This is a genomic window from Streptomyces seoulensis (assembly GCF_004328625.1).
In the GTDB taxonomy this organism is placed as follows: domain Bacteria; phylum Actinomycetota; class Actinomycetes; order Streptomycetales; family Streptomycetaceae; genus Streptomyces; species Streptomyces seoulensis.
The window spans coordinates 3,620,517-3,647,327 of record NZ_CP032229.1; the positions used below are offsets into that span (position 1 = coordinate 3,620,517).

Genomic DNA, 26,811 nt, shown 5'->3' on the forward strand with positions numbered 1-26,811 from the left:
TGGCAGCGACCTATCGACAAGCCGTGAAGTCGCCAGCAGACACCAGCAGACAGGAGAACCTCGTGACCGTCGTCGGGCCGTTCGGGCTGAGCGTGCGGGACCAGGCACTGGAAGCCGATGTCCAGGCCGGACTGGCGGCTGTCGAGGCGGGCCTGCTAGAGGCCACCAAGAGCGATGTCCCCTTCATCACCGGGTCCGCCCAGCACCTGGTGCGGGCCGGCGGCAAGCGGTTCCGTCCGCTGCTCGTGCTGCTGTCCGCCCAGTTCGGCGACCGGCACGCCCCGCGCATCGTCCCCTCGGCCGTCGTCGTCGAGCTGACCCACCTGGCCACGCTCTACCACGACGACGTCATGGACGAGGCGGCCGTGCGGCGCGGCGTGGACAGCGCCAACACCCGCTGGGGCAACTCCGTCGCGGTGCTGACCGGTGACTTCCTCTTCGCCCGCGCCACGCAGATACTCGCCGATCTCGGCCCCGAGGCCGTCCGGGTGCAGGCCCTCGCCTTCGAGCGCCTCGTCACCGGCCAGATAATGGAGACCGCGGGTCCCCAGGACGGCCGCGACCCTGTCGAGCACTACCTCGACGTGCTCTCCGGCAAGACGGGCTCCCTGGTCGCCGTGTCCTGCCGGTTCGGCGCCATGATGTCCGGCGCCGAGGAGAGCGTGGTCGACGTGCTCACCCAGTACGGCGAGCGGCTCGGCGTCGCCTTCCAGCTCGCCGACGACGTGCTGGACATCGCCTCAGAGTCCGACGAGTCCGGCAAGACCCCCGGCACCGACCTGCGCGAGGGCGTGCCCACGCTGCCCGTGCTCCGGCTGCGCGAGCGCGCCGCCCGGCTCGGCGAGCCCGCCGACCTCGCGCTGTGCGAGCTGCTGGACTCCGACCTCAGCGACGACGCCCGGCTCGCCGAGGCGCTCACCGCGCTGCGCGCCCACCCCGCGCTGGAGCTGGCCCGCCGCGACGCGGTGCGGTACGCGGAGGAGGCCCGCGCGGCCCTCGCCCCGCTGAAGGACTGCACCGCCAAGTCGGCCCTGATCGAACTGTGCGACGCCGTGGTGCACCGGGCGGGCTGAGACACAGGGGCGCTCGTCCGACCCCTACGGGTCGGTGCGGGCGCCCGGTGCGTACGTCATACCGCAGATGTACGCCGAGTTGGCTCCGTGGGCTGACGCCTGAGGACTGCCGCCTTGGTGTGATGGGAACCAGGGAAACCACCACTCCTCACCGATCCGGGTGAGAATGGCGGCTCGGGTGGAACCCATAGAGCGCAGCCGCCGCCGACGACGGAGGTAAGGCAGACATGGCACCGTACGAATCCGACCACGCGACCGGCACCGGCCCCGACGAGGACCCGCGTACCGGCCGCCGCAAGGCCGCCCGGTACGTCGTGCCCGTCGCGGTGGTGGGTGTCGCGGCCGCCACCATCGGGCTGGTCCCGGCGCTCGCCGCCTCCGGCGACCCGGACCTGCCGAAGATCACCGCGCAGCAGCTCGTCGAGAAGATCGCCAAGTCCGACGTCCAGCGGATGTCCGGCACCGTGAAGGTCAGCACCGACCTCGGCCTGCCCGACCTCGGCGCCCTCCAGGGCGGCATGGGCGGCCAGGGCGGCGACGACTCCTCCGCCGACCCGCGGACCAAGCTCACCGAGCTGGCCTCCGGCACCCACACCCTGCGGGTGGCCGCCGACGGCCCCGAGAAGCAGAAGGTCTCGCTGCTGGAGCGCGACGCCGAGTACAGCCTGATCCACAACGACAAGAACGTGTGGGGCTACGACAGCGCGAGCAACGAGGTCTTCCACACCACCGCCCAGCACACCGGCGACAAGCGCGAGCACCGGCCGAGCGCCACGCCCGACGACTTCGCAAAGGAGGCGCTGAAGTCGGTCGACTCCACCACCTCGGTCACCGTCGACGGCACCGCCCGCATCGCCGGCCGCGACGCCTACCAGCTCGTGATCAAGCCCAAGCAGTCCGGCTCCACCGTCCGTGACGTCACCATCGGCGTCGACGCCAAGACCGGCCTGCCGCTGAAGTTCACCCTCACCCCGAAGAGCGGCGGCGCCCCCGTCCTCGACGCGGGCTTCACCAAGGTCTCCTTCGCCGCCCCGCCCGCCTCCACCTTCGACTTCCGCGCGCCGGGGGGCGCGAAGGTCACCGAGGAGAAGCCGGGCAAGGACGAGCGGCACGCCCAGGGCTTCGGCGAGGAGTTCGCCCCGGGCGGCCTGAAGGGCGCCGACACCATCGGCGAGGGCTGGGCCACCATCGCCACGTTCGACACCGGCGCCAAGGGCGACAAGTCCGCCCAGCAGGGCGGCGCGATGGGCGGCTTCCTCGGCTCGCTGGGCGACCCGGTCTCCGGCGGCTTCGGCAAGGGCACCGTCTTCTCCACCCGCCTGGTCAACGCCCTGATCACCGACGACGGCAAGGTCTACGCGGGCGCGGTCACCAAGGACGCCCTGGTCAAGGCGGCCGACGCGGACAAGTAGCCCGGCCGACACGCGAGGGGAACCGATGGAGCCACCGTCCGCCACGGGGGAAGAGGCCGCGCCGGTCATCGCCACGCGCGGCCTCACCAAGCGGTACCGGGGCGGACAGCTCGCCGTGGACGGTCTCGACCTGACCGTCCCGGCGGGCAGCGTCTTCGGCTTCCTCGGCCCCAACGGCTCCGGCAAGACCACCACCATCCGCATGCTGATGGGCCTGATCGACCCGACCTCGGGCACCGCGCACGTCCTGGGCCGCCCCATGCCGGGCGCCACCCGTGCCGTCCTGCCCGAGGTCGGCGCCCTCATCGAGGGCCCCGCGCTCTACGGCTTCCTCTCCGGCCGGGACAACCTGCTGCGCTACGACTCCGCCGACCCGGCCGCCGACCCCCGCACCCGGCGCGCCCGCACCGCCGCCGCGCTGGAGCGGGTGGGGCTCGCCGCGGCCGGGAGCAAGAAGGCACGGGCGTACTCGCTCGGCATGAAGCAGCGCCTCGGCCTGGCCGCCGCCCTGCTCCGCCCGCGCCGCCTGCTCGTGCTGGACGAGCCCACCAACGGGCTCGACCCGCAGGGCATGCGCGAGATCCGCGGCCTGATCCGGGAACTGGCCGCCGACGGCACCACCGTCTTCCTCTCCTCCCACCTCCTCGACGAGATCGAGCAGGTCTGCACCCACGCGGCGGTGATGACCCGTGGCCGGCTGGTGGTCCAGGGCGCGGTGGCCGACCTGTCCGCCGGGGCGCGCGGCCGGCTCGCCGTGACCACCCCGGACCCGGCGGACGCGGCCCGCGTGCTGGGGGAACAGGGCGTCACCGGCCTCACCGTGACCGGCGGGACGGTCACCGGGGAACCGCCCGCCCGCGACCTCGCCGAGGTGAACGCCGCCCTGGTCGCGGCGGGCGTGCGGGTACGGGGGTTCACCCTGGAACGGGCCTCGCTGGAGGACGCGTTCGTGGCACTGACCGGAGAGGGCTTCGATGTCGCGGGCTGAGACCACGTACCCCACGGCGCCCCGCGCCCTGTGGACCTTCGGGCTGCTGCGCAGCGAGCTGGTCACCACCCTGCGCCGCTGGCGCACCCTGGTGCTGCTCGCGGTGCTGGCCGCGGTGCCGGTGCTGATCGGGATCGCGGTACGGGCCGAGACGGGCGGCGGCGGGGACCCGGACCGGGGTGGCGGGGGACCGGCCTTCATCGCGCAGGTCACCAACAACGGGCTGTTCCTGGTCTTCACCGCGCTCGCGGCGACCCTGCCGTTCTTCCTGCCGTTGGCGGTCGGGGTGATCGCCGGGGACGCGGTGGCGGGGGAGGCGGGCGCGGGCACGCTGCGCTATCTGCTGGTCGCCCCGGCGGGCCGCACCCGGCTGCTGCTGACCAAGTACGCGACCGTGCTGGCCTTCTGCCTGCTGGCCACCCTGGTCGTCGCGGTGTCCGCGCTGGCCGTGGGAGCGCTGCTGTTCCCGCTGGGGGAGGTCACGACGATCTCCGGCACCCGGATCGGCTTCGGCGACGGGCTGCTCCGGGCGCTGCTGATCGCCCTGGCGGTGGCGGCCTCGCTGGTCGGGGTGGCGGCGCTCGGGCTGTTCGTCTCCACGCTGACCAACAGCGGGATCGCGGCGATGGCGACCACCGTGGGGCTGCTGATCACCGTCCAGATCCTCGACCAGATCCCGCAGCTCCACGCGATCCAGCCGTACCTGTTCTCGCACTACTGGCTGTCCTTCGCCGACCTGCTGCGCGACCCGGTCCTCTGGGACGACCTCCGCCGCGATCTCGTCCTCCAGGGGATCTACGCGGCGGTGTTCGGCACGGCGGCGTGGGCGCGGTTCACGGCGAAGGACATCACGGCCTAGCGGCCCGGGAACCTGGCCGTGGGGGTCTCGCCGGCGAAGAAGGTCTTCGCGCGGGCCAGCGCCTCGGTGTCGTGGCGTACGTCGCCGGGGCCGCTGCCGTTGCCGAGCAGCACTCCGCCGAAGCGCATCTTCAGATAGGCGGCGGAGTTGTTCAGGCTGCCGATCAGGGGGTCGGCGACCGAGGGGTCACGGTCCGCGAGCGCCGTCACGCCCCACAGGGTCCGGCCGGCCATCGTGTCCTTGAAGCCGACCTCGGGGATGCGCAGCCAGCCCGACCAGTGGTCCAGGTACCGCTTGGTGAGGCTGGAGAGGGAGTACCAGTAAAGCGGCGAGGCGATCACCACGTCCGTGGCGGCCAGCGTGGCGTCCAGCAGCGTTCCGGCGGGGGTGCCGGGGGCGGGGCGTACGTGGTCGGTGTCGTGCCGCAGGTCCTCCGCCTCGGGCAGCGGCAGCCCGGCCAGCCTGATCCACTCCTGCTCGACCCCCTGCGGCAACTGCTCGGCGGCGGCGCGGGCGAGGAACTCGGTGTTGCCCTGGGTGCGGGCGCTGCCCAGGACGAAGAGGAAACGACGGCTCATGGGTACCCCTGGAGCGAGTGAAGTTTAATCCGCATGCATCTTATGCACGTGCAAGTACTGTCGGGCAAGGGCGGCTGGTGCGAGGCTGTGACGTCGCGGTGACGCGCGCGGGCGCCCCGGGCGGCGAGACTGGACGCAGGAGGCGTACGACCGGGCGCGGCGCCGGGGGAAATGAGGGAACAGGGATGTCTCGACTCAGCTTCGAGAAGCGGCGCGCGGACCTGCCGGTCCAGGTCCGCGTCTCGGCAGCCGGCACGGCGTCGGTCGCCGGTACGCCCGTCCTCCGGGCGCCGGGCGAGGACATCCACGACGCCGTCCTCAACCACCTCCACCACCTCGCCACGTCCCACGGCACCCCGATCCGGGCCACCATCCACGACGACGCGGCCGGCTGCCTGGTCCCGCTGGAGATCTCGCCCGACGGCACGACCCGGATGACGGGGGAGCCGACGCGGCTGCCCGCGGCACCGGGGACCGTGCAGCCGCCCCGGGGGGTGTTCGGGCCGCCGCCGGTGATGGGGGGTGGTGAGGGGGAGGCGATACCGAGGCGCAAGCCTCGGTCTGCGTCCAGCACGGTCAACTTCCGCAAGGTGAAGCCTGTTTCGGGCGTTGGGGTGGCCTCCGAGCCGGGTCCGGAACTGGTCCTCGGCGCCAAGCCCGCCCCTGAGCCGGGTCCCGAAGTGGTACTCGGTCCCGAGCCTGCCCCGGGCCCGGCTTCCGAACTGGGTCTTGGCCCCGAGGCCGCCTCCGGTCCGGGCCCGGAAATGGTCCTCGGCGCCAAGCCCGCCCCGGTTCCCGAAGTGGTCCTCGGCGCCAAGGCCGCCCCCGCTCCGGGTCCCGAACTCGTCCTGGGCCCCAAGTCGGCCCCCGAAGCCGAGCCCGAGCCCGTTCCGCCGAGCCGGTTCGACGCCATCGCGGAGGAGATGCTCGCGGAGGCGCCGGTGGGGGAGACGCAGGACGGGGCCGAGGTGTGGACGGCCGCGCTGGCGCGCGTCGGGGACGCCGTACGGGACGGAGAGGTCGAGCGGGCGGCCGAGCTGGCGAGCCGGGCGGTGGCGAAGGCGTCCCGCGCGCTGGGCCCCCGGCACCCCGAGGTGCTGCACCTGCGTGAACTCTGCGCGTACATCGCGTACTTGACCGGCGACCCGGCCCGCGCCTTCGACCTCTCGCTGGACCTGGCCCGCAAGCGCGCCGAGTCGGGCGACCCGGCGGCGGCCTACAGCAACGTCCGCAGCGCGGCGACCGCGTGGCGCGCGGTGGGCGACGCGGAGCAGGCCCTACGGATGGGCCGTGAACTCATCGGCGTGTGGACGGCGTTGGCCGCGGCGCCCGGTCCCGCCGCGACCGACCCCCGCCCCCTGGAGTCGGCCCACACCCGCATGACCCGCCTGACGGCGCGGGCGGGGGCGGCCGAGGCGTGAGGCCGGCTCAGCCGCAGCTCTCCGCTACCCGTACGACCCCGAGCACGACCGGGTAGCCGGTGATCTGCCGGTTCGGTCCCGGCCGGGTCTCGCAGACCTTCCACTCGACCGGATCGCCCACCGAACGCCCCTTCCCGCTCACGTCCTTGAGGGTCACCTCGGTGCCGGGACCCAGCTGCTCGACGGCGCGCCCGGCGTTGCCACCGATCAGGTCCATCATGGTCTCGGTGACCGGCTGGGGGTTCGCACGGGGCGTGGCCGTCTGCCGAGGGTCTGGTGCGACCGCCCGAGCGCAGGCGCTGACCGAGGCCAGCAGAGCGACGGCGACGAGGACTCTCCCTACTGAACGCAAAACTCGTTCCCCTCCGGGTCGGCCAGCACGGTCCATGCTCCCGCCGGCTCACTCACCTCACGCAGCACGGTCGCCCCCAGCGCGACGAGCCGAGCCACCTCCTCGACCCGCCGCTCCGGCCCGGCATGCAGATCGAGATGCAGCCGGTTCTTCCCGCTCTTCGCCTCCGCCACCCGCTGAAAGAGCACCCGCCGCCCCGACCCGGTCCCCGTCTCGGAGTCGTACGGGTCCTCGGGATGCCGCACAGCCACCAAATCCCGGAACGCCGGCCGCCCGTGATACTCCACAGTCGCCTCCCCGCCCAACGCCCCGACCCCCAACAACCGCTCGATCAACCCACTGTTGTCCTCGGCCTCGTAGTGCAACGCAGCCCCCCAGAAGTCGGCCTGCGCATGCGGATCAACCGCATCCACCACAACCTTCCAGTGCAACGGCTCAGCCCGCGAAGAAGAAGTCACCATGCAGCCCTTTATAGAGCCGGCGCCCGCCCCACATGGCGAGTTACCCCACTTCCGCGCGCCTACATACGTCGCCCGACCACACGGACGTACCCCACACCCCGCGTGACCTCGCTAGGCGCGGCACGTCAGAGTCCCCCACAACCAGCACGGACCGCGCACCCGTCTCACCGAGCACCTTCAGCATGTCCTCCCACCCACCCCGATCCAGAATCACGCACCCCGCCGGCGGATCAGGACTGACGGACCCCAACCCCTGAGCCGACACAACGATCGCCCGCCGCATGGCTTCCAGCTCCCACGCATTCACCCCGGCGAACCCTCCTCCATGAGGCGCCCGGTGCCTCTTCGCCTACCGGTACGTGCGGGTGATTCGGTCGGGCAGGTGTCCCTGGCGTTCCTGTTTCGCCGGTGCGGGCCTGGCGGCCAGTGATGCTGCCGCGGCGATGCCGGCCTTCTCAGGCATCCACCGCATCCACCGCCACCGCCGCCGGGTCCGTCCGGCGGGACATCGCCACCACCCGGGCCCGGTGCGCGGAGCGCATCGCGTCCCAGGTGAGGAGGGCCAGGGCCAGCCAGACCAGGGCGAAGCCGGCCCAGCGCTCCGGGGGCATGGCCTCGTGGAAGTAGAGGATGCCGAGGAGGAACTGGAAGACGGGGGCCAGGTACTGGAGGAGGCCGAGGGTCGAGAGGGGGACTCGGATGGCGGCGGCGCCGAAGCAGACCAGGGGGAGCGCGGTGACTATGCCGGTGGAGGCCAGGAGAACCGCGTGGGTGGGGCCCTGCGTGGCGAAGGTGAGGCCGCCATGGGTGCCGAGCCAGATCAGGTAGGCCAGCGCGGGGAGGAACTGGATGGCCGTCTCGGCGGCCAGGGACTCCACACCGCCCAGGTTGACCTTCTTCTTCACCAGGCCGTACGTCGCGAACGAGACGGCGAGGCAGAGGGAGATCCACGGAGGCTGGCCGTAGCCCACCGTCAGGACGACGACGGCGGAGAAACCGACGGCGACCGCCGCCCACTGCACCGGCCGGAGCCGTTCCTTCAGCAGCAGCACGCCCAGCGCGATCGTCATCAGGGGATTGATGAAGTACCCGAGCGACGCCTCCACCACGTGACCCGAGTTCACAGCCCAGATGTAGACGCCCCAGTTCACAGTGATGACAGCCGCCGCCACCGCGATCAGCGCGAGCCGGCGCGGCTGGCGCAACAGCCGGCCCGCCCACGCCCACCGCCGTGTGAACACCAGCGCCACAGCGACGAACACCAGGGACCACACCATCCGGTGGGCCAGGATCTCCATGGCCCCGGCCGGCTTCAGCAGCGGCCAGAAGAGGGGGACCAGCCCCCACATCCCGTACGCGGCGATGCCGTTCAGCAGCCCTATTCGGTGTTCACCCTTGGACGTCCCGGCCACGGGCTCCTCCTTCTCGCGATCCGCCACGCGAGAACGAAGGTAACGCCGCCCCACCCCGCCTGTCATGCCCGTATCGCCATACGGTCATGACCGAAGAGGCGGGGTGGGACACAAGGCCCGGTTCAGCCCTTCAGCCCCTCCTCCACCGCCACGGCCAGCGGCGTCGTCGGCCGCCCGATCAGCTTCGACAGCTCCCCGCCCGGCACCACCAGCTCGCCCCGGGCGATCGACGCGTCGACCCCGACGAGCATCTCCGCGAGCGCGTCCGGCAGCCCCGCGCCGGCCAGGATGCCCTTGAGGGTCTCCCCGGACACGGACTGATGGCTGATCGTCCGGCCCGTCCGCGCGCTCAGCTCGGCCGCGTACTCGTCGAAGCCCCACGCCACGTCGCCGCCCAGCTCGTACGTGGTGTTCTCGTGGCCCTCGCCGGTCAGCACGGCGACCGCCGCGGCGGCGTAGTCGGCGCGCGCGGCGGAGGACACGCGGCCCTCGCCCGCCGCGGTGACCACCGCGTCGTGGGCCAGCACGGGGGCCAGGTTCTCGGTGTAGTTCTCGTGGTACCAGCCGTTGCGCAGCAGCGAGTACGGCAGCCCGGAGGCGAGCACCGCCTCTTCGGTCGCCCGGTGGTCGTCGGCCAGCGTCGCGGTCAGGGTGCCCGGCGCGCTGGTGTACGCGAGCAGCGCCACCCCTGCCGCCTTCGCCGCGTCGATGACGACCTGGTGTTGCGCCACCCGGCCCTTGTCGAACTCGTTGCCCGAGATCAGCAGCACCTTGTCGCCGGCCGAGAAGAGGCCGTCGAAGGTCTCGGGGGCGTTGTAGTCGGCGACGGCCAGCCGCACACCGCGCTCGGCGAACCCGGCGCCCTTGGCCTCGTCCCGTACGACGGCGGTGATCTCCTCGCCCGGGACCCGCTCCAGCAGCTGGGCGATCACATGGCGGCCGAGGTGTCCGGTGGCTCCGGTGACGACGATGCTCATGGGGTTTCTCCTAAGGGGAACGTCGGGTGATGTCACTAACCCTAGGAGAGGCGCTAACCAAACGACAGTACCCACTTTGAAGTAAGGTACTGCCATGACGGTAAGTAAAGAGGTCAGCGACGCCCTGTGCCCGCAACGCCTGGTGCTGGAGCATGTGACGAGCCGCTGGGGCACGCTCGTCCTCATCGAGCTGCTGGACCGCTCCTACCGGTTCGGCGAGCTGCGGCGGGCGGTCGGCCGCTGGGGCGGGCGCGAGGTCAGCGAGAAGATGCTCACCCAGACCCTCCAGACCCTGGAGCGCGACGGCCTGGTCCACCGGGACGCCAAGCCGGTCATCCCGCCCCGCGTCGACTACTCCCTCACCGAACTGGGCCGCGAGGCGGCCGGGCAGGTCAGGGCGCTGGCCCTGTGGACCGAGGACCGCCTGGAGCAGGTGGAGAAGGCCCGCCGCGCGTACGACGCGGCCCGGGAGACACGCTTCCGGGCCGCGTAGAACTCACCGGAGCCTCAGCCGACGACCGTCCAGCTGTCCCCGCCCGCCAGCAGCGTCGCCAGATCCCCCTTGCCCTGCTGCTCGATCGCGGTGTCCAGCTGCTCGGACATCAGGCTGTCGTAGACCGGCCGGTCCACCGCCCGGAACACCCCGATCGGGGTGTGGTGCAGGGTGTCCGGGTCGGCCAGCCGGGACAGCGCGAAGGCGGTGGTGGGCGAGGCCGCGTGCGCGTCGTGGACCAGCAGGTCCGCCTCGTTGTCCGGGGTCACGGTGACCACCGTCAGCTCGCCGGTCCGGTCCCGTACGACGCCCCGCGAGCCGTCCGCGCCGAACCGCACCGGCTGCCCGTGCTCCAGCCGGATCAGCGCCTCGTCCGCCCGCTGCTTGTCCTTGAGGGCGTCGAAGGCACCGTCGTTGAAGATGTTGCAGTTCTGGTAGATCTCGATCAGCGCGGTGCCCGGGTGGTCGGCGGCCGCCCGCAGCACCTCGGTCAGATGCTTGCGGTCGGAGTCGATGGTCCGGGCGACGAACGACGCCTCCGCGCCCAGCGCCAGCGACACCGGGTTGAACGGCGCGTCCAGCGACCCCATCGGCGTCGACTTGGTGATCTTGCCGAGTTCGGAGGTCGGGGAGTACTGGCCCTTGGTGAGCCCGTAGATCCGGTTGTTGAACAGCAGGATCTTCAGGTTCACATTGCGGCGCAGGGCGTGGATCAGATGGTTGCCGCCGATGGACAGGGCGTCCCCGTCACCGGTGACCACCCACACCGACAGATCCCGCCGCGAGGAGGCGAGCCCGGTCGCGATGGCCGGGGCGCGGCCGTGGATGGAGTGCATCCCGTAGGTGTTCATGTAGTACGGGAAACGCGACGAGCAGCCGATGCCCGAGACGAAGACGATGTTCTCCCGCGCCAGCCCCAGCTCCGGCATGAACCCCTGCACGGCCGCGAGGATCGCGTAGTCCCCGCAGCCGGGGCACCAGCGGACCTCCTGGTCGGACTTGAAGTCCTTCATCGACTGCTTGCCCTCGGCCTTGGGGACAAGCTGGAGCAGCTCGCGTGCGGAGTCAGTCATCGATGGCCTCCTTGAGCGCGGTGGCGAGCTGTTCCGCCTTGAACGGCATGCCGTTGACCTGGTTGAACGAGCGGGCGTCGACCAGGTACTTCGCCCGGATCAGCAGGGCGAGCTGCCCCAGGTTCATCTCGGGGACCACCACCTTGTCGTACCCCTTCAGCACCTCGCCGAGGTTGGCGGGGAAGGGGTTGAGGTGGCGCAGATGCGCCTGTGCGATGGATTCGCCGGCCGTGCGCAGCCGCCGTACCGCCGCCGTGATCGGGCCGTACGTCGAGCCCCAGCCGAGCACCAGCGTCCGGGCGCCGTCCGGGTCGTCGACCTCGATGTCCGGGACGTCGATGCCGTCGGTCTTGGCCTGGCGGGTGCGGACCATCAGGTCGTGGTTGGCCGGGTCGTAGGAGATGTTGCCCGTGCCGTCCTGCTTCTCGATGCCGCCGATGCGGTGTTCGAGCCCGGGTGTGCCGGGCACCGCCCAGGGGCGGGCCAGCGTGTGCGGGTCGCGCTTGTACGGCCAGAAGACCTCGGTGCCGTCCTCCAGCGTGTGGTTGGGACCTTGCGCGAACTGCACCTGGAGATCCGGGAGTTCGTCGAGGTCCGGGATGCGCCAGGGCTCGGAGCCGTTGGCCAGGTAGCCGTCGGAGAGCAGGAACACCGGGGTGCGGTAGGTGACCGCGATCCGGGCCGCCTCCAGCGCCGCGTCGAAGCAGTCGGCCGGGGTGCGCGGGGCCACCACCGGGACCGGCGCCTCGCCGTTGCGCCCGTACATCGCCTGGAGCAGGTCGGCCTGCTCGGTCTTGGTCGGCAGACCGGTCGACGGCCCGCCGCGCTGGATGTCGATCACCAGCAGCGGCAGCTCCAGCGAGACCGCGAGCCCGATCGTCTCGCTCTTGAGCGCCACCCCGGGACCGGAGGTCGTCGTCACCGCGAGCGAACCGCCGAACGCCGCGCCCAGCGCCGCGCCGATGCCCGCGATCTCGTCCTCGGCCTGGAAGGTCCGCACACCGAAGTTCTTGTGCTTCGACAGCTCGTGCAGGATGTCGGAGGCCGGGGTGATCGGGTACGAGCCCAGGAACAGCGGGAGATCGGCCTGCCGGGAGGCCGCGATCAGCCCGTAGGCCAGGGCCAGGTTGCCGGAGATGTTGCGGTAGACACCGGGCGGGAAGGCCCGCGCGGCCGGTGCCACCTCGTAGGAGACGGCGAAGTCCTCCGTCGTCTCGCCGAAGTTCCAGCCCGCCCGGAACGCGGCCACGTTGGCCGCCGCGATGTCCGGCTTCTTGGCGAACTTGGTGGTCAGGAACTTCTCGGTTGCCTCGGTCGGCCGGTGGTACATCCAGCTCAGCAGCCCCAGCGCGAACATGTTCTTGCTGCGCTCGGCCTCCTTGCGGGAGAGGTCGAACTCCTTCAGCGCCTCCACCGTGAGCGTGGTCAGCGGCACCGGGTGCAGGTGATAACCATCGAGCGAGCCGTCGTCCAGCGGGGAGTCGGCGTACCCGACCTTCGCCAGGGCCCGCTTGGTGAACTCGTCCGTGTTGACGATGATCTCGGCGCCGCGCGGCAGGTCGCCGACGTTGGCCTTCAGGGCGGCGGGGTTCATGGCGACCAGCACGTTCGGCGCGTCGCCCGGGGTGAGGATGTCGTGGTCGGCGAAGTGGAGCTGGAAAGAGGAGACGCCGGGCAGGGTGCCGGCGGGCGCGCGGATCTCGGCGGGGAAGTTGGGAAGGGTGGAGAGGTCGTTGCCGAAGGACGCGGTCTCCGAGGTGAACCGGTCCCCGGTGAGCTGCATACCGTCACCGGAGTCCCCCGCGAACCGGATGATCACCCGGTCCAGGCGCCGTACGTCCTTCGCTCCGCCCGGTCTGCGCTGCTCACCCGCGGGGTTCTCGTCGGCCTGCTCCGCTGGGCTGCTGACCTGACTGGTCACTGAACTGGACCTCCTTCGAGGCGGCCGTCCGGGGGCGGTCTTCCCCCGGACCAATCCCAGGGTCAACCCTACGTCGCTCAGGGTCGGCTTCCGAGGATCGCTTTGGTATCTCCCGTTATGTGGACTCGCCACACGGCCCAGTCTCGGTGTGTCAGGAGTTCAGATAGGTCAGCACCGCCAGAACACGCCGGTGGTCTCCGTCGCTCGGGGTCAGGCCCAGCTTCATGAAGATGTTGCTGACGTGCTTCTCCACCGCGCCGTCGCTCACCACGAGCCGCCGGGCCACCGCCGAGTTGGTCCGCCCCTCCGCCATCAGCCCCAGCACCTCCCGCTCGCGCGGGGTCAGCGCGGCCAGCACGTCCTGCTTGCGGCTGCGGCCCAGCAGCTGCGCCACCACCTCCGGGTCCAGCGCAGTACCGCCCTGCGCGACCCGCTCCACGGCGGCGACGAACTCGCGCACGTCCGCGACCCGGTCCTTGAGCAGATAGCCGACGCCCCGGCTGGAACCGGCCAGCAGTTCGGTGGCGTAGCGCTCCTCCACGTACTGCGACAGCACCAGCACCCCGAGGTCGGGGTGGCGGCCGCGCAGCTCCACGGCGGCCCGCACCCCTTCGTCGGTGTGCGTCGGCGGCATCCGCACGTCCGCCACCACCACGTCCGGCAGCTCGTCCCGGCCGGCCAGCTCCGCGATGGTGGCGAGCAGCGCCTCCGCGTCGGCGACCCCGGCCACCACCTCGTGGCCGAGGTCGGTCAGCAGCCGGGTCAGCCCCTCTCTGAGCAGCACCGAGTCCTCGGCGATGACCACACGCACCTTGTTCTCCACGATTCCCCGAGCCCCCACACGTCTGTCGACAAGGAGGCCCAGCATTTCAGCTCCGTCAGGCGCGCCAGGGCAGTTCCGCCGTCACGACGGTCGGTCCGCCGGGCGGGGAGTCCACCACCAGCACTCCGTCGACGGCGCCGAGGCGTTCGGCGAGTCCGGCGAGGCCGGTGCCGCGGCCGGGGTCTGCTCCGCCGATTCCGTCGTCGCGGATTTGGAGCATGAGGTGGTGGGGGGTGTGCCAGAGGTCGAGGGTGGCGTGGTGGGCGTGGCTGTGTTTGCTGATGTTCTGGAGGAGTTCGCTGGCGGTGTAGTAGGTGATGCCTTCGATGGCGGGTGTGGGTCGGGTGGGGAGGTCGACGGTGAGGGTGACGGGGACGGTGCAGCGGGTGGCGATGTGGGAGAGGGCTGCGTCGAGTCCTCGGTCGGTGAGGATGGCGGGGTGGATGCCTCGGGCGAGGTCGCGGAGTTCTTTGAGGGCGGTTTTGACTTCGCCGTGGGCTTCTTCGACCATGCGGGCGGCTGTTTCGGGGTCGTGGTGGAGTTTTTCCTTGGCGAGTCCGAGTCCCATGGCGAGGTTGACCAGGCGTGCCTGTGCGCCGTCGTGCAGGTCGCGTTCGATGCGGCGGAGGTCGGCTGCGGCGGTGTCGACGACGACACCCCTGTCCGACTCCAGCTCCTCCACGCGTGCCGTCAGCCGGGAGGGGCCGAGCAGTCCGCGCACCAGCAGCCCGTCCACGGTGGTCAGGCCCCGCAGCAGCCACGGCGTGAGCAGCGTGAACACCAGCCCGACCAGCGCGGTCGCGGTGATCTCCCAGGGGTTGTCCAGGTAGACGCTGTGGTGGTCGTCCCCATAGAGCTGGATGCCGCCCTGCCCGGCCCACATCGGGAACACCCAGAACCACAGCGGGTACGTCAGCAGCGCCCAGCCGTACGTCCAGAAGCTGATGGCCAGCGAGAAGGAGAACACCGCCCACGGGAAGTGGACCAGCGCGTACACCAGGTGCCGCCAGGACGAGCCGCTCTTGAGCACCGCGCCGAGCCAGGACAGCGGCCCCGGTCCACCGGGCCTCAGCGGCTCCGGCGCGGCCACCTTCACCTTCAGCAGCGCCCCGGCCCGCGCCCGCTCCAGTGTCCCGAAGCCCCGGCAGCCGACCAGGCCCAGCGCGAGGACCGGCACCCCGACGAAGGTCACCAGCAGACCGGCGCCGAGCGAGACCATCGTGACCGTCCAGACGAACAGCGCGACGGCCACCGGCAGCCCGGTCAGTACGTATCCCAGCTCCCGCCAGGTCCGCGCCTCCAGCGGCGCCCGCAGCGCGGCGGGGAGGCGGTGGCGGTCCGGCTCTTCCCGGTACGGCGTGTAGTGCGTGGCCATCGGTGTGGTCCCCGTTCTCCTCGTGTGGGCCTGCCTGCTCAGCCTGCTGGTCCGGCCCGGGTGCGGGCCATGGCGTGCGTCCCCGTGTTGAACAGGGGGTTTTCCCTACCGTCCGGCGTGGTGTTCGTCCGCGCGGTCCCGCCAGGGCAGCTCGGCGGTGATGACCGTCGGTCCGCCGGGCGGGGAGTCCACGACGAAGACTCCGTCCACCGCGCCGAGCCGCTCCACGAGTCCGGCGAGGCCTGATCCGTGGGCGGGGTCTGCTCCGCCGATTCCGTCGTCGCGGATTTGGAGCATGAGGTGGTGGGGGGTGTGCCAGAGGTCGAGGGTGGCGTGGTGGGCGTGGCTGTGTTTGCTGATGTTCTGGAGGAGTTCGCTGGCGGTGTAGTAGGTGATGCCTTCGATGGCGGGTGTGGGTCGGGTGGGGAGGTCGACGGTGAGGGTGACGGGGACGGTGCAGCGGGTGGCGATGTGGGAGAGGGCTGCGTCGAGTCCTCGGTCGGTGAGGATGGCGGGGTGGATGCCTCGGGCGAGGTCGCGGAGTTCTTTGAGGGCGGTTTTGACTTCGCCGTGGGCTTCTTCGACCATGCGGGCGGCTGTTTCGGGGTCGTGGTGGAGTTTTTCCTTGGCGAGTCCGAGTCCCATGGCGAGGTTGACCAGGCGTGCTTGTGCGCCGTCGTGCAGGTCGCGTTCGATGCGGCGGAGGTCGGCTGCGGCGGTGTCGACGACGACACCCCGGTCCGACTCCAGCTCCGCTATCCGGCGCTCCAGCTCGTCCGACGGCGCCAGCAGGGCGCGGGCCAGCGCCCGGTCCACGTTCGCCAGACCCCGCGCCAGGTGACCCAGCAGCGGCCACAGCACGAAGAACGAGACCAGCATCGTGGTGAAGGTCAGCACGCCCCAGGGCAGCCGGATCAGGCAGTAGAGCAGCGACCGCCAGCCCACCGGGTCCCGCAGCGCCTGCCACAGCCGCCGCACCACCCCGCCGCCCCGCGCGAGGGGCAGCGGCGACGGCTCCGGCACCCGCACCCCGAGCAGCACGCGCACCCGCGCTCGCTCCAGCTTCCCCAGCAGCCGGGCGCCCAGCAGGGAGCCCGCCAGCAGCGGCAGCCCGAGTACCGTGACGGTGAGGCCCCCGCTCACCGACAGCACGGTGACCGCGTACACGAAGCCCACCACCGCCAGCGGCAGGTTCAGCAGGAGATGCGCGATCTCCTTCCAGGTGTACGCGTCGAAGGCGAGCCGGGCGGACGGCGGACGGCCGGGGTCGCCGGCCGGTCCGGCGGCGGAAGCGGGAGCGGTCATGGCGGCCAGCCTGCCGTGCCCCGAGGCCCGTACGCCATGTGGTGGACCGCCTTCCGGACCCTGGGGAAAACCCCACCCCCGGCCTCGCGGGCGGTCACGGCCTGCTTACGGGCGCTTTATCAGGGCCTAGACTCCCGTGCGTACGCAAACCTCCGGCCGCATCCGTCACACGGTGCGCGGAGGCCACGGAGGACACCCGGTCAGGGAGCGAGGGACGGACGGTGCGGGAGACGTTGGGGGTGACGACGGTCGCCGCGGGCGGCACCCCGTCGGACTACTTCGGGTCCTACTCGGTCGTGGGCCTGCTCGCCGTCGTCGGCGTGCTCTTCGTCGCGGCCGCGTTCGGCGCCGGCCGCCTGCTGCGGCCCGTGGTGCCGACCCCCGAGAAGCTCATGACCTACGAGTGCGGCGTCGACCCCGTCGGGGAGGGCTGGGCCCACACCCAGGTCCGGTACTACGTCTACGCCTTCCTGTACGTCATCTTCGCCGTCGACTCGATCTTCCTGTTCCCCTGGGCGACGGTCTTCGCCGCCCCCGGCTACGGCGCGGCCACCCTGGTGGAGATGTTCATCTTCCTGGGCTTCCTCGCCGTCGGCCTGCTGTACGCCTACAAGAAGGGCGTCCTGACATGGACGTGAACCCGGCCGCCCCCGAGCCGGTGCTGCTGCCCGAGCCGAAGCGTCTGGGCGCGCTCTCCCGGCTGGCCCCCGAGCCGATGAAGATCGTCCTCAACTGGGGCCGCCGCTACTCGCTCTGGGTCTTCAACTTCGGCCTCGCCTGCTGCGCGATCGAGTTCATCGCCGCGTCGATGGCCCGCCACGACTTCATCCGGCTCGGCGTCATCCCCTTCGCCCCGGGCCCCCGTCAGGCGGACCTGATGGTCGTCTCCGGCACGGTCACCGACAAGATGGCGCCCGCCGTGAAGCGGCTGTACGAGCAGATGCCCGAGCCGAAGTACGTCATCTCCTTCGGCGCCTGCTCCAACTGCGGCGGGCCGTACTGGGACTCCTACTCCGTCACCAAGGGCGTGGACCAGATCATCCCCGTCGACGTGTACGTGCCGGGCTGCCCGCCGCGCCCCGAGGCGCTGCTCCAGGGCATCCTCAAGCTCCAGGAGAAGATCGCCCGCGAGTCCCTGGCGGAGCGGTACGGTTCCCGGCCGTCCGCCGCCGCGCTCCAGAGCGACCTGGTGCGTCCGCCCGCCGTTCCCTCTTCGGAGGGGGACGCGCGATGACCGCGCCCGGCTGGCTGCCCGCCCCCGTGGACGAACTCTTCGGCCCCGACGCCACCGCCGAGGAGTCGTACGACGTCCTCACCGTCGACGTGCCTCCCGCCGCGTGGCTCACCGCCCTTGAGACGGCCCGTACGACGCTGACCTGCACCTACTTCGACTGGCTGAGCGCGGTCGACGAACCCGGCACCGGGTTCCGGGTCTCCGCCCACGTCGTCGCCCTGCACCCGGTCCGCCGCCTGCTGGTGCGTACGACCGTCCCGCACGAGGCGCCGGTGCTGCCGAGTGCCGTCGGCGTGTACGCGGGTGCGGCGTGGCACGAGCGGGAGACCCACGAGATGTTCGGGGTCGACTTCACGGGCCACCCTGGCCTCGACCACCTGCTCCTCCCGGAGAACTTCGAGGGCCACCCTCTCCGCAAGGACTTCGTCCTCGCCGCCCGCGTCGCCAAGGCGTGGCCCGGCGCGAAGGAGCCCGGCGAGTCGGAACACGGCGGCCCGAAGCGCCGCCAGATGCTCCCACCGGGCGTCCCCGACCCCAACGAATGGGGCCCCCTGAAGGGCCAACTCCCACCCGCCCCGTCGCGTCCCGCGCGGGGGGCGGCGGGAGAGCGCCCGGCCCGGCGTGCGGGCGCCGCGGGCGAGCCGGGAGCCGAGGCGGTTCGTCCGCGCCGGGCTCGGAGTGCGGGGGAGGGTTCGGCGAGTCAGGTTGCTCCGGAGCCGGGGGCTGCTGCGCCTCGGCGGGCTCGGAGTGCGAGTGAGGGTTCGGCGAGTCAGGTTGCTCCGGAGCCAGGGGCTGCTGCGCCGCGCCGGGCTCGGAGCGCGGGCGACGGGTCTGTGAGTCAGGTTGCTGCGGAGTCCGGGGCTGCTTCGCCCCGGCGGACGCGTAGTGCGAGTGAGGGTTCGGCGAGTCAGGGTACGGCGGAGCCGGGTGCCGGGGCTCCGGCGCGGCGGATGCGGAGTGCCTCGGAGGGGTCCGCGAGTCAGGCTGCTCCGGAGGGTGCGGAGGCCCCTGCCGGGACGCCCGCCGAGGCACCGAGGGGGCCGCGCAGGTCGCGCAGCGCCTCCCAGGGATCGGCCTCGCAGCGAACCGGGACGCCCGAGCCTGCCGAGCCGACCGAGTCCTCGGAGCCACCCGAGCCGAGCGGGCCCACCGAGCCGACCGAGCCCGCACAGCCGACCGAGCCCGCACAGCCGGCCGAGCCGAAGAAGCCGGCCGAGCCCGCGCAGCGTCGCAGCGCGGACGCGCCCTGGCATCACGCGCGGCCCGCCTTCGAGGAGGCCGACGAGTCGCCGAAGGCACCTGCTCCTGAGCAGGAGACCACCGACACCCCCGACGACCCCGCAGGAGGCGCGCAGTGAACGACGTGCTGGACGTCGCCCTGCGACTCGTCGTCGTGTTCGTGGTGTTCCTGACGTTCCCGCTGGTCATCGGCCAGACCGAGCACAAGGTGATGGCCCACATGCAGGGCCGCCTCGGCCCGATGTACGCGGGCGGCTTCCACGGCTGGGCCCAACTGGTCGCCGACGGAGTCAAGTTCGCGCAGAAGGAGGACGTGGTCCCGGCGGGAGCCGACCGCCGCGTCTTCCAGCTCGCCCCGGCCGTGGCCCTGCTGCCGTACCTCCTCGTACTCCTCGCCATTCCCATCGGCCCGAGCGCCGGCGCCGTCGGCCAAGTGCTGGACGCCGGCATCTTCTTCGTGCTCGCGGTGATGGGCGTGGGCGTCCTCGGCTCGCTGATGGCGGGCTGGGCCAGCGCCAACAAATTCTCCCTGCTGGGCGGCCTGCGCACCGCCGCCCAGCTGCTCGCGTACGAACTCCCGATGCTGCTCGCCGCCGCCTCCGTGGCGATGGCGGCCGGCACGGTCTCGCTGCCCGGCATCGTGAACGCCTTCCATTGGTGGTGGCTGCCCTGGCAGCTCACCGGCGCGGTGGTGTTCTTCGTCGCCGGTCTCGCCGAGCTGCAACGGCCGCCGTTCGACATGCCGGTGGCCGACTCGGAGATCATCTTCGGCGCGTACACCGAGTACACCGGCCTGCGCTTCGCCCTGTTCCTGCTCGCGGAGTACGCGGGGATCGTCGTCCTGTGCGGTCTGACCACCGTCCTCTTCCTCGGCGGCTGGCACGGCCCCTGGGGCGCCGACGGGCTCGGCTGGGTGTGGACCCTGGTGAAGACCGCGCTCCTCGCCTTCCTGGTGATCTGGCTCCGCGTCACCTACCCCCGGCTGCGTGAGGACCAGCTCCAGAAGCTGTCCTGGACCGTCCTCGTCCCGCTCGCCCTCGCCCAGATCGCCCTCACCGGCGTCGTCAAGGTGGTGACCGCCTGATGTCCGTCCCCTTCTCCGGCCTGGCCAAGGGACTCGCCGTCACCCTGCGCACGATGACGAAGAAGACGGTCACCGAGCAGTACCCCGACGTGCAGCCCGACCTCCCGCCCCGCACGCGCGGCGTGATCGGCCTGTTCGAGGAGAACTGCACGGTCTGCATGCTCTGCGCCCGTGAGTGCCCCGACTGGTGCATCTACATCGACTCCCACAAGGAGACCGTCCCGGCCGCCGCCCCCGGCGGCCGCGAGCGCAGCCGGAACGTCCTCGACCGGTTCGCCATCGACTTCTCCCTCTGCATGTACTGCGGCATCTGCATCGAGGTCTGTCCCTTCGACGCGCTGTTCTGGTCCCCGGAGTTCGAGTACGCCGAGACCGACATCCGCGAACTGACCCACGAGCGCGACAAGCTCCGCGAGTGGATGTGGACCGTCCCGGCCCCGCCCGCGCTGGACCCGCACGCGGAGGAGCCGAAGGAGATCGCCGCCGCCCGCAAGAGCGCCGACAAACTGGCCGCCGCCCAGGCCGCCGAGCAGGCCGAACAGAACCCGGACCAGGAGGGAGGACAGTGAGCCTCGCCGCCACCGCCCCGCACGGCTTCCTCTCCCCGACCGGCGTCGAGATCGCGTTCCTCCTCGTCGGCCTGGTCACCCTCGGCGCCGCGCTGATCACCGTCACCACCCGCCAGCTGGTGCACGCCGCCCTCTGGCTGGTGGTCGCCCTCGGCGGACTGGCCGTCGAATACCTCCTGCTCACCGCCGAGTTCATCGCCTGGGTGCAGGTCCTCATCTACGTCGGCTCCGTCGTCGTCCTCCTCCTCTTCGGGCTGATGCTCACCCGGGCCCCCATCGGCCGCTCCCCGGACGCCGATTCGGGCAACCGGCTGCCCGCCCTCGTCGTCGCCGTGGGCGCGGCGGGCGCCCTGGTCTGGGTGGTGGCGGACGCGTTCCGCGCCTCCTGGATCGACCTGGACGGCCCGGCCGCCGGCACCACCCGCGTCACCGGCGAGAGCCTCTTCCGGCACTGGGTACTGCCCTTCGAGGCGCTGTCCGTGCTGCTCCTCGCGGCCCTGGTCGGCGCGATCGTGCTGTCCCGCAAGACCACGGCGGAGACGCCCGCCACCCCGGACCCGGCCAAGGTCCCCGGCGACCAGGAAGGCGCCCGCTGATGCACCTCGCCTACGCCGCCGTGCTCGCCGCCCTCCTCTTCTGCACCGGCCTCTACGGCGTCCTCGCCCGCCGCAACGCGATCCTGGTCCTGATGTCGGTCGAGCTGATGCTCAACGCCGTCAACCTCAACCTCGTCGCCTTCGACGTCTGGCTCAGCCGGGCCGCGAAGGACACCCTGCACTCCGGCCAGGCGCTGACCCTGTTCACCATCGCCGTCGCGGCCGCCGAGATCGGCATCGGCCTGGCGATCGTCCTCGCCGTCCACCGCGACCGGGGCACCGCCGACATCGACCGGCTCCGCGACACCGCCGAGACCCCCGGCGACGACCCCGACCATCCCGACGCCTCCGGGACCGAGAAGGCTGAGGCCACCGCGTGACCACCACCACCCTCGCCGTCCTCGTCCCCCTCCTGCCCTTCCTCGGCGCCGTCGCCGGACTCCTGCTGGGCCGCACCGCGCCCGGCTTCGTCCGCCCGCTCGCCGTGCTGCCGCCGCTGGCCTCGCTCGTGCTGGCCGCGCTGGTCGCGGTCCGGCAGGGCGGCGGCCGGGCCGTCGACGCGTACACCCTGCTGACGCCCACCGGCTCGGTCCCCGTCGACCTGGCGCTGCACATCGACGGGTTCGCCGCGCTCGTCGCGATCCTGGTGGCCTTCGTGGCGACCTGCGTGCAGATCTACTCCACCGGCTACCTGCGCGACGACCCCCGCTACCCCTCCTACGCTGCCCTCGTCTCCCTCTTCACCTCCGCGATGCTCCTCGTCGTCTACTCCGGCGATCTGATCGTGCTGCTGGTCGGCTGGGAGGTCATGGGCATCTGCTCCTACTTCCTCGTCGGCCACTACTGGGGCACCCCCGAGGCCCGCGCCGCCTCCCTCAAGGCGTTCCTGGTCACCAAGCTCGGTGACGTCCCGTTCCTGATCGGCCTGTTCGCGCTCGGCACGGACGCCGGGTCCTTCCGCATCACGAGCGTCCTCGACACGGTGGCGAGCGGCGGACTCGACCACCCCACCCTGATCGCGCTGCTGCTCCTCGCGGGCGTGGCCGGGAAGTCGGCGCAGTTCCCGCTGCACACCTGGCTTCCCGACGCGATGGCGGGCCCCACGCCCGTCTCCGCGCTGATCCACGCGGCCACGATGGTCGCCGCCGGTGTCTACTTCACCGCCCGTCTCCTCCCCGTGTTCGAGGCGTCCGCCGCCGCGATGACCGTCCTCGCGGTGATGGCCGCCGTCACCATGCTGGGCTCCGGCCTCGCCGCCCTCGCCCAGGACGACATCAAGCGCGTCCTGGCCTACTCGACGATCGGCCAGCTCGGCTACATGACCGGCGCCCTCGCCGTCGGCGACCGCGGTGCCGCCGTCTTCCACCTCCTCGCCCACGGCGCCTTCAAGGCGCTGCTGTTCCTCGCCGCCGGAGCCGTCATCCACGCCGCCGGCACCAACTCGCTGGCCGCCATGTCCCGGATGAGCCACCTGCGCGACCGCGTCCCGGACGCCTTCTGGACGATGACCGTGGCCCTGCTCGCGCTGGCCGCGATCCCTCCGTTCAGCGGGTTCTTCTCCAAGGAGTCCGTCCTCGGCGCCGCCGAGCGCCTCGCCACCGGCCACCCCGGCCCGGCACCGGGCGCCGCCGGCTGGATCGTGCTCGTCGCCGCGCTGGCCACGGCCGTGCTCACCGCCGCCTATGCCACCCGCCTCTGGCTGCTGGCCTTCCGGGGCCGGGGCGTCGAGGCCCCGGATCACGGCCGTCAGCCGCTCACCATGACCGTGGTGCTCTGGGTGCTGGCCGTGCCCTCGCTGGCCTTCGGCGCGCTCGCCTACCGCACGCTGCCCGGCTGGTTCGACGGCGAAAGCCTCGCGCCCACCCTGTTCACCTCCCTCCTCGGCACCGGCCTCGCCGTGGTCGGCGGGCTGCTGGCCTACGGCGCCTGGCAGCGGGCCGCCGCCCGCGCGCCCCGGGTCCCGCTGGGCGCCGTCGCCGCCCATCCGGAGGGCGACGCGGGCCTGGTCGAGGCCGAGGCCATCGCCGCCCACGAACCGGCGTACGGCGACATCGCCGGGGCCCCCGACCCGGCCGACCCCGGCCGCCTGCTGCTCGGCCCGCTGTACGGGCCCGCCGCCTCGGGCTTCCACCTGGACGCCGTCTACTCGGCGCTGTTCGTCCGCCCGGTGCTGGGCGCGGCGAACCTGGTCCGCTTCCTGGACCGCGAGGTCGTCGACACCTACGTACGCGGCGCCGCCGCCCTGCCCCGGCTGCTCGGCGCGGCCGTACGGCGGGCGCAGACCGGCAATGTGCAGACCTATGTGAGCGCGCTGCTCGCCGGCACCGTCGTCCTGACGGTCGCCGTCCTCCTCGTCGCCTCGGGAGCGTGAGCGAGCGTGATCGGTATCAGCGGATCAGTGATGCAGTTCCTTCTGGCGTTCGTCGTCGCCGTGCCGCTCCTCGGCGCGGCCGCCGCCCTCCTGCCCGCCCCGCCCGGACTGAAGGGCAGGTCGCCCGAGCAGGCCGTGCTCCGGCACGGCGTGACCGTGACCGGCGTGGTCCTCGTCGCCGCCATCGTCCTGGCGCTCGGCCTCGACCACGACCACCCCTCGAAGATGCAGGCCACGACCGACATCAGCTGGATTCCCGCACTCGATGTGCGCATCCACCTCGGCATCGACGGCATCTCCCTCCCCCTTCTTCTCCTGACCGCGCTGCTGACCTTCCTCTGCGCGCTCTACTCCTACTTCAAGCCGCCCACGGGGCCCTCCCCGAAGGCGTTCACCGCCCTGGTCCTGCTGCTCGAAGGGGGCACCCTCGCCTCCTTCGCCGTGCTCGACCTCGTGCTGTTCTTCCTGGCCTTCGAGACCGTGCTGATCCCGATGTACTTCCTCATCGCCCGCTGGGGCGGCGAGGGCCGGACCCGGGCCGCGTGGAAGTTCATCCTGTACACGCTGCTCGGCTCCGTGATCATGCTGCTCGGCCTGCTCCTGATCGGGATCAAAGCGGGCACGTTCGACATGGTGGCACTCGCCACTGACAACGGCCGGTCGCTGACCACATCCGTGCAGGTCATCGCCGTTCTGGCGATCGGGATCGGGCTCGCGGTGAAGGCGCCGATGTGGCCGCTGCACAGCTGGCTCCCGGACGCCCACACCGCCGCCCCGACCGTCGGCTCGGTGCTGCTGGCGGGCGTCCTGCTGAAGATGGGCACGTACGGGTTCGTCCGCATCCTGCTCCCGGTCGCGCCCGACGGCTTCCGGGTCTTCGCGCCGTACCTCGCCGCGTTCGCGGTGGTCGGGATCATCTACGGGTCGCTGGCCTGCCTCTCGCTGGCCAGGCGGGGTGCCAAGGGCGACCTGAAGCGGCTGATCGCGTACTCCTCGGTCGGCCACATGGGCTTCGTGCTGCTCGGCATCTCCACCATGACCCCGACCGGCGTCAACGGCGCCCTGTTCGCCAACATCGCCCACGGACTCATCACCGGCCTGCTGTTCTTCCTGGTCGGCGCGCTCAAGGACCGTACCGGCAGCACCGACCTCGACACCCTGGCCGCGCACAGCGGGGGCGCCCTGTACGGCAGGGCCCCGCGCCTCGGCGGGCTGCTCGCCTTCGGTGCCGTCGCCTCGCTCGGGCTGCCCGGCCTCGCCGGGTTCTGGGGCGAGATGCTCGCCCTGTTCGGCGCGTTCCAGCCCGCCGCCGGGCTCAGCCGGGCCGCCTACCTGGTCTTCCTGGCGATCGGCGCCTTCGGCACCCTGCTGACCGCCGCCTACCTGCTGGTCGTGGTCCGCCGCGTCTGCATGGGCGACCCGCGCCAGGACCTGCCCGAACTCGCCGACGTACGCGGCTACGAGTTCGCTGCCTGGACCCCGCTCGTCGTCCTCACCGTCCTCGCCGGACTCTGGCCCAGGGCCCTGCTCGGCCTCAGCGACCCGGCCGTGCAGCAGCTCCTCGCAGGAGGCACCCGATGACCGCCCTGGCCGCACCGGCGGTGAACGGCCTGATCCAGTCCGTCGACTGGCTCGCCATCGCCCCGCCCGTCATCGTCGCCGTCACGGCCCTCGCCGTACTCGTCACCGACCTGTTCCTGCCCGAGGCCCGCAAGCCGCTCCTCGGCCGGCTCTGCGTCGCCGGCCTGGCCGCCGCCGCGCTCATGCTGCTGCCGCTGCTGGACGGCGACCGAGCCACCTTCTGCCTGACCGGCTCCACGCGCGCGTGCAGCTACACCGCCGACCACTTCACGGTCGTCATCCAGTTCCTCGTCCTCGGCGGCGCGCTGCTCGCGGCCCTGCTGTCCGTGACCGGCGTCCAGGACGACCGGCGGCGCGTCCCGGCCGGGGAGTTCTGGTTCCTGCTGCTCTCCTCGGCGGCCGGCGCCGCCCTGCTCCCCGCCTCCCGCGACCTCGCCACCCTGATCGTCGCCCTTGAGGTCGCCTCCCTGCCCGCCTTCGCCCTGGTCGGCATCCGGCACGGCGAGGCCCGCTCGGCCGAGGCCGCCCTGAAGTTCTTCCTCTCCTCGGTCACCGCCACCGCCGTCAGCCTGATGGGCGTCAGCTTCGTCTACGCCGCCACCGGCACCCTGCACCTCACCGAGATCGCTCGCCGCCTGCCCGGCGTCGACGGCCAGCTCCACACGCTCGTCCAGACCGGCGTCGTCCTCACCCTGGTCGGCTTCGCCTTCAAGACCGCCGCCGTGCCCTTCCACTTCTGGGTGCCCGAGACCTACGTGGGCGCGCCGCTCCCGGTCGCCGCCTACCTCTCGGTCGTCGGCAAGGCGGTCGGCTTCTCCGGCCTCATCCTCGTCACCGTGATCGCCTTCCCGTCGTACGCCGACGTCTGGGGCCCCGCCCTCGCCGTGCTGGCCGCGCTCACGATGACCGCGGGCAACGCCGGCGCCCTGCGGCAGCGGGCCACGCGCGCGTACAGCGCCGTACGCCTGCTCGCCTGGTCCTCCATCGGCCAGGCCGGCTACCTCCTGGTGCCGATCGCCGCCGCCGGATACACGCGGGACGGCCAGAAGGCGATCGGCTCCACCGTCGCCTACGCCCTGATGTACGCCGCCGTGAACCTCGGCGCCTTCGCGGTCGCCGCCCTGGTGGGCCGTACGAAGCCGCTCAACCGGATCGCCGACTACCGGGGCCTGTACGCCACCAACCCCGTCACCGCCGTCCTCCTGGCCTTCTTCCTGCTGTGCCTGGCCGGGCTCCCGCCGGGCGTGATCGGCCTGTTCGCCAAGGTCACGGTGTTCTCGGCAGCCGTGGACGCCGGACTCGGCTGGCTCGCGGTGGTCATGGCCGTCAACGTGGTGATCGCGCTCTACTACTACCTCCGGTGGACGTCCCTGCTGTTCCGCGCCCCCGAGGGCGAGCCCGTACGCCACCGCGTCCCCGCCCCCCTCACCGTCGCGCTCGCCCTCACCGGGGCCGTCGGCGTGGTCCTCTCCGGCGCTCCCCAGCTGGTGCTGCGCTTCGCCGCGACGACCCTCTTCTGACGGGCGCGACGAACCTCGCTCACTCGTACGGGTGGCCGCGCCACCGCGCCCACCTGGGAACTCGCGGCCTCCGCCTGGCGTTGACCAGATCGGG

General features: G+C 72.0%; 26 protein-coding genes. 16 read left to right on the forward strand and 10 right to left on the reverse strand.

The window, feature by feature from the left end; genetic code table 11:
- Positions 1 to 62 precede the first annotated feature (62 nt).
- The 4 genes from D0Z67_RS16890 to D0Z67_RS16905 all read left to right on the forward strand — a co-directional run bounded on the left by D0Z67_RS16890 (position 63) and on the right by D0Z67_RS16905 (position 4,332).
- Positions 63 to 1,073, forward strand: coding sequence for a polyprenyl synthetase family protein (locus D0Z67_RS16890; protein WP_031183119.1), 1,011 nt, complete (start codon positions 63 to 65; stop codon positions 1,071 to 1,073).
- Positions 1,074 to 1,300: 227 nt separating this feature from the next.
- Positions 1,301 to 2,485, forward strand: coding sequence for a LolA family protein (locus D0Z67_RS16895; protein ID WP_031183118.1), 1,185 nt, complete (start codon positions 1,301 to 1,303; stop codon positions 2,483 to 2,485).
- Between the two features lie 25 nt (positions 2,486 to 2,510).
- A complete protein-coding gene (locus D0Z67_RS16900; RefSeq protein WP_031183117.1) occupies positions 2,511 to 3,473 on the forward strand; it encodes an ABC transporter ATP-binding protein in 963 nt (320 codons plus the stop codon).
- Positions 3,460 to 4,332 (forward strand): ABC transporter permease, encoded by an 873-nt coding sequence (locus D0Z67_RS16905; protein ID WP_031183116.1) that lies wholly within the window; start codon positions 3,460 to 3,462, stop codon positions 4,330 to 4,332. The genes D0Z67_RS16900 and D0Z67_RS16905 overlap by 14 nt, the downstream gene beginning before the upstream one ends.
- Here the strand turns inward: D0Z67_RS16905 and D0Z67_RS16910 are convergent.
- Positions 4,329 to 4,910, reverse strand: coding sequence for a flavodoxin family protein (locus D0Z67_RS16910; RefSeq protein WP_031183115.1), 582 nt, complete (start codon positions 4,908 to 4,910; stop codon positions 4,329 to 4,331). The two genes, D0Z67_RS16905 and D0Z67_RS16910, sit on opposite strands and share 4 nt — an antisense overlap.
- Positions 4,911 to 5,095: 185 nt before the next feature.
- On the opposite strand from D0Z67_RS16910, the gene D0Z67_RS16915 reads away from it, so the two are divergent.
- Positions 5,096 to 6,331: a hypothetical protein gene (locus D0Z67_RS16915; protein ID WP_031183114.1), complete on the forward strand. Its 1,236-nt coding sequence runs from the start codon at positions 5,096 to 5,098 to the stop codon at positions 6,329 to 6,331.
- A 7-nt stretch (positions 6,332 to 6,338) separates the two neighbouring features.
- Here D0Z67_RS16915 and D0Z67_RS16920 read toward each other — a convergent pair whose 3' ends face one another.
- The 4 genes from D0Z67_RS16920 to D0Z67_RS16935 form a co-directional block, all read right to left on the reverse strand.
- Positions 6,339 to 6,551: a hypothetical protein gene (locus D0Z67_RS16920; protein WP_131589662.1), complete on the reverse strand. Its 213-nt coding sequence runs from the start codon at positions 6,549 to 6,551 to the stop codon at positions 6,339 to 6,341.
- 119 nt (positions 6,552 to 6,670) lie between these two features.
- On the reverse strand, positions 6,671 to 7,144 hold the full coding sequence (locus D0Z67_RS16925; RefSeq protein ID WP_031183112.1) for a VOC family protein: 474 nt from the start codon (positions 7,142 to 7,144) through the stop codon (positions 6,671 to 6,673).
- Positions 7,145 to 7,599: 455 nt separating this feature from the next.
- Entirely contained in the window at positions 7,600 to 8,556 is a 957-nt protein-coding gene (gene rarD, locus D0Z67_RS16930) for an EamA family transporter RarD (protein WP_037775823.1), read from the reverse strand.
- Positions 8,557 to 8,678: 122 nt separating this feature from the next.
- Positions 8,679 to 9,533 carry an SDR family oxidoreductase gene (locus tag D0Z67_RS16935; protein WP_031183109.1) on the reverse strand — a complete coding sequence of 285 codons (855 nt, stop codon included), beginning with the start codon at positions 9,531 to 9,533 and terminating at the stop codon, positions 8,679 to 8,681.
- Between the two features lie 94 nt (positions 9,534 to 9,627).
- Between D0Z67_RS16935 and D0Z67_RS16940 the strand changes: the two genes are divergently transcribed.
- Positions 9,628 to 10,026, forward strand: coding sequence for a winged helix-turn-helix transcriptional regulator (locus D0Z67_RS16940; protein ID WP_031183108.1), 399 nt, complete (start codon positions 9,628 to 9,630; stop codon positions 10,024 to 10,026).
- Between the two features lie 14 nt (positions 10,027 to 10,040).
- Here the strand turns inward: D0Z67_RS16940 and D0Z67_RS16945 are convergent, their stop codons facing one another.
- From D0Z67_RS16945 to D0Z67_RS16965, 5 genes are all read right to left on the reverse strand, one after another.
- Complete coding sequence (locus tag D0Z67_RS16945; RefSeq protein WP_031183107.1) at positions 10,041 to 11,099, reverse strand: 2-oxoacid:ferredoxin oxidoreductase subunit beta; 1,059 nt, start codon at positions 11,097 to 11,099, stop codon at positions 10,041 to 10,043.
- Positions 11,092 to 13,020: a 2-oxoacid:acceptor oxidoreductase subunit alpha gene (locus tag D0Z67_RS16950; protein WP_031183106.1), complete on the reverse strand. Its 1,929-nt coding sequence runs from the start codon at positions 13,018 to 13,020 to the stop codon at positions 11,092 to 11,094. The genes D0Z67_RS16945 and D0Z67_RS16950 overlap by 8 nt, the downstream gene beginning before the upstream one ends.
- 151 nt (positions 13,021 to 13,171) lie before the next feature.
- Positions 13,172 to 13,831 (reverse strand): response regulator transcription factor, encoded by a 660-nt coding sequence (locus D0Z67_RS16955; protein ID WP_275935446.1) that lies wholly within the window; start codon positions 13,829 to 13,831, stop codon positions 13,172 to 13,174.
- A gap of 67 nt (positions 13,832 to 13,898) precedes the next feature.
- The gene (locus D0Z67_RS16960; protein WP_131589663.1) at positions 13,899 to 15,218 is read right to left on the reverse strand and encodes a sensor histidine kinase; all 1,320 of its coding nucleotides are present in this window, start codon (positions 15,216 to 15,218) and stop codon (positions 13,899 to 13,901) included.
- Positions 15,219 to 15,323: 105 nt separating this feature from the next.
- Positions 15,324 to 16,523: a sensor histidine kinase gene (locus D0Z67_RS16965; RefSeq protein WP_131589664.1), complete on the reverse strand. Its 1,200-nt coding sequence runs from the start codon at positions 16,521 to 16,523 to the stop codon at positions 15,324 to 15,326.
- Positions 16,524 to 16,744: 221 nt separating this feature from the next.
- On the opposite strand from D0Z67_RS16965, the gene D0Z67_RS16970 reads away from it, so the two are divergent.
- From D0Z67_RS16970 to D0Z67_RS17015, 10 genes are read left to right on the forward strand one after another with little or no spacing between them, the layout of a single operon-like run.
- Positions 16,745 to 17,161: an NADH-quinone oxidoreductase subunit A gene (locus D0Z67_RS16970; protein ID WP_031180902.1), complete on the forward strand. Its 417-nt coding sequence runs from the start codon at positions 16,745 to 16,747 to the stop codon at positions 17,159 to 17,161.
- On the forward strand, positions 17,152 to 17,757 hold the full coding sequence (locus tag D0Z67_RS16975; protein ID WP_031180901.1) for an NADH-quinone oxidoreductase subunit B: 606 nt from the start codon (positions 17,152 to 17,154) through the stop codon (positions 17,755 to 17,757). The genes D0Z67_RS16970 and D0Z67_RS16975 overlap by 10 nt, the downstream gene beginning before the upstream one ends.
- A complete protein-coding gene (locus D0Z67_RS16980; protein WP_031180900.1) occupies positions 17,754 to 19,115 on the forward strand; it encodes an NADH-quinone oxidoreductase subunit C in 1,362 nt (453 codons plus the stop codon). Before D0Z67_RS16975 ends, D0Z67_RS16980 begins: the two co-directional genes overlap by 4 nt.
- Positions 19,112 to 20,080, forward strand: a complete 969-nt coding sequence (locus tag D0Z67_RS16985) for a complex I subunit 1/NuoH family protein (RefSeq protein WP_031180899.1) — start codon at positions 19,112 to 19,114, stop codon at positions 20,078 to 20,080. The genes D0Z67_RS16980 and D0Z67_RS16985 overlap by 4 nt, the downstream gene beginning before the upstream one ends.
- Positions 20,080 to 20,649, forward strand: a complete 570-nt coding sequence (locus D0Z67_RS16990; protein WP_031180898.1) for a NuoI/complex I 23 kDa subunit family protein — start codon at positions 20,080 to 20,082, stop codon at positions 20,647 to 20,649. Before D0Z67_RS16985 ends, D0Z67_RS16990 begins: the two co-directional genes overlap by 1 nt.
- Positions 20,646 to 21,245 (forward strand): NADH-quinone oxidoreductase subunit J family protein, encoded by a 600-nt coding sequence (locus D0Z67_RS16995; RefSeq protein ID WP_031180897.1) that lies wholly within the window; start codon positions 20,646 to 20,648, stop codon positions 21,243 to 21,245. Before D0Z67_RS16990 ends, D0Z67_RS16995 begins: the two co-directional genes overlap by 4 nt.
- Positions 21,245 to 21,625 (forward strand): NADH-quinone oxidoreductase subunit NuoK, encoded by a 381-nt coding sequence (gene nuoK, locus D0Z67_RS17000; RefSeq protein WP_031180896.1) that lies wholly within the window; start codon positions 21,245 to 21,247, stop codon positions 21,623 to 21,625. Before D0Z67_RS16995 ends, nuoK begins: the two co-directional genes overlap by 1 nt.
- Positions 21,622 to 23,616, forward strand: coding sequence for an NADH-quinone oxidoreductase subunit 5 family protein (locus D0Z67_RS17005; RefSeq protein ID WP_031180895.1), 1,995 nt, complete (start codon positions 21,622 to 21,624; stop codon positions 23,614 to 23,616). The genes nuoK and D0Z67_RS17005 overlap by 4 nt, the downstream gene beginning before the upstream one ends.
- A gap of 6 nt (positions 23,617 to 23,622) precedes the next feature.
- A complete protein-coding gene (locus D0Z67_RS17010; protein ID WP_031180894.1) occupies positions 23,623 to 25,197 on the forward strand; it encodes a complex I subunit 4 family protein in 1,575 nt (524 codons plus the stop codon).
- Positions 25,194 to 26,717, forward strand: a complete 1,524-nt coding sequence (locus D0Z67_RS17015; RefSeq protein ID WP_031180893.1) for an NADH-quinone oxidoreductase subunit N — start codon at positions 25,194 to 25,196, stop codon at positions 26,715 to 26,717. The genes D0Z67_RS17010 and D0Z67_RS17015 overlap by 4 nt, the downstream gene beginning before the upstream one ends.
- The last annotated feature ends 94 nt before the right edge of the window (positions 26,718 to 26,811 follow it).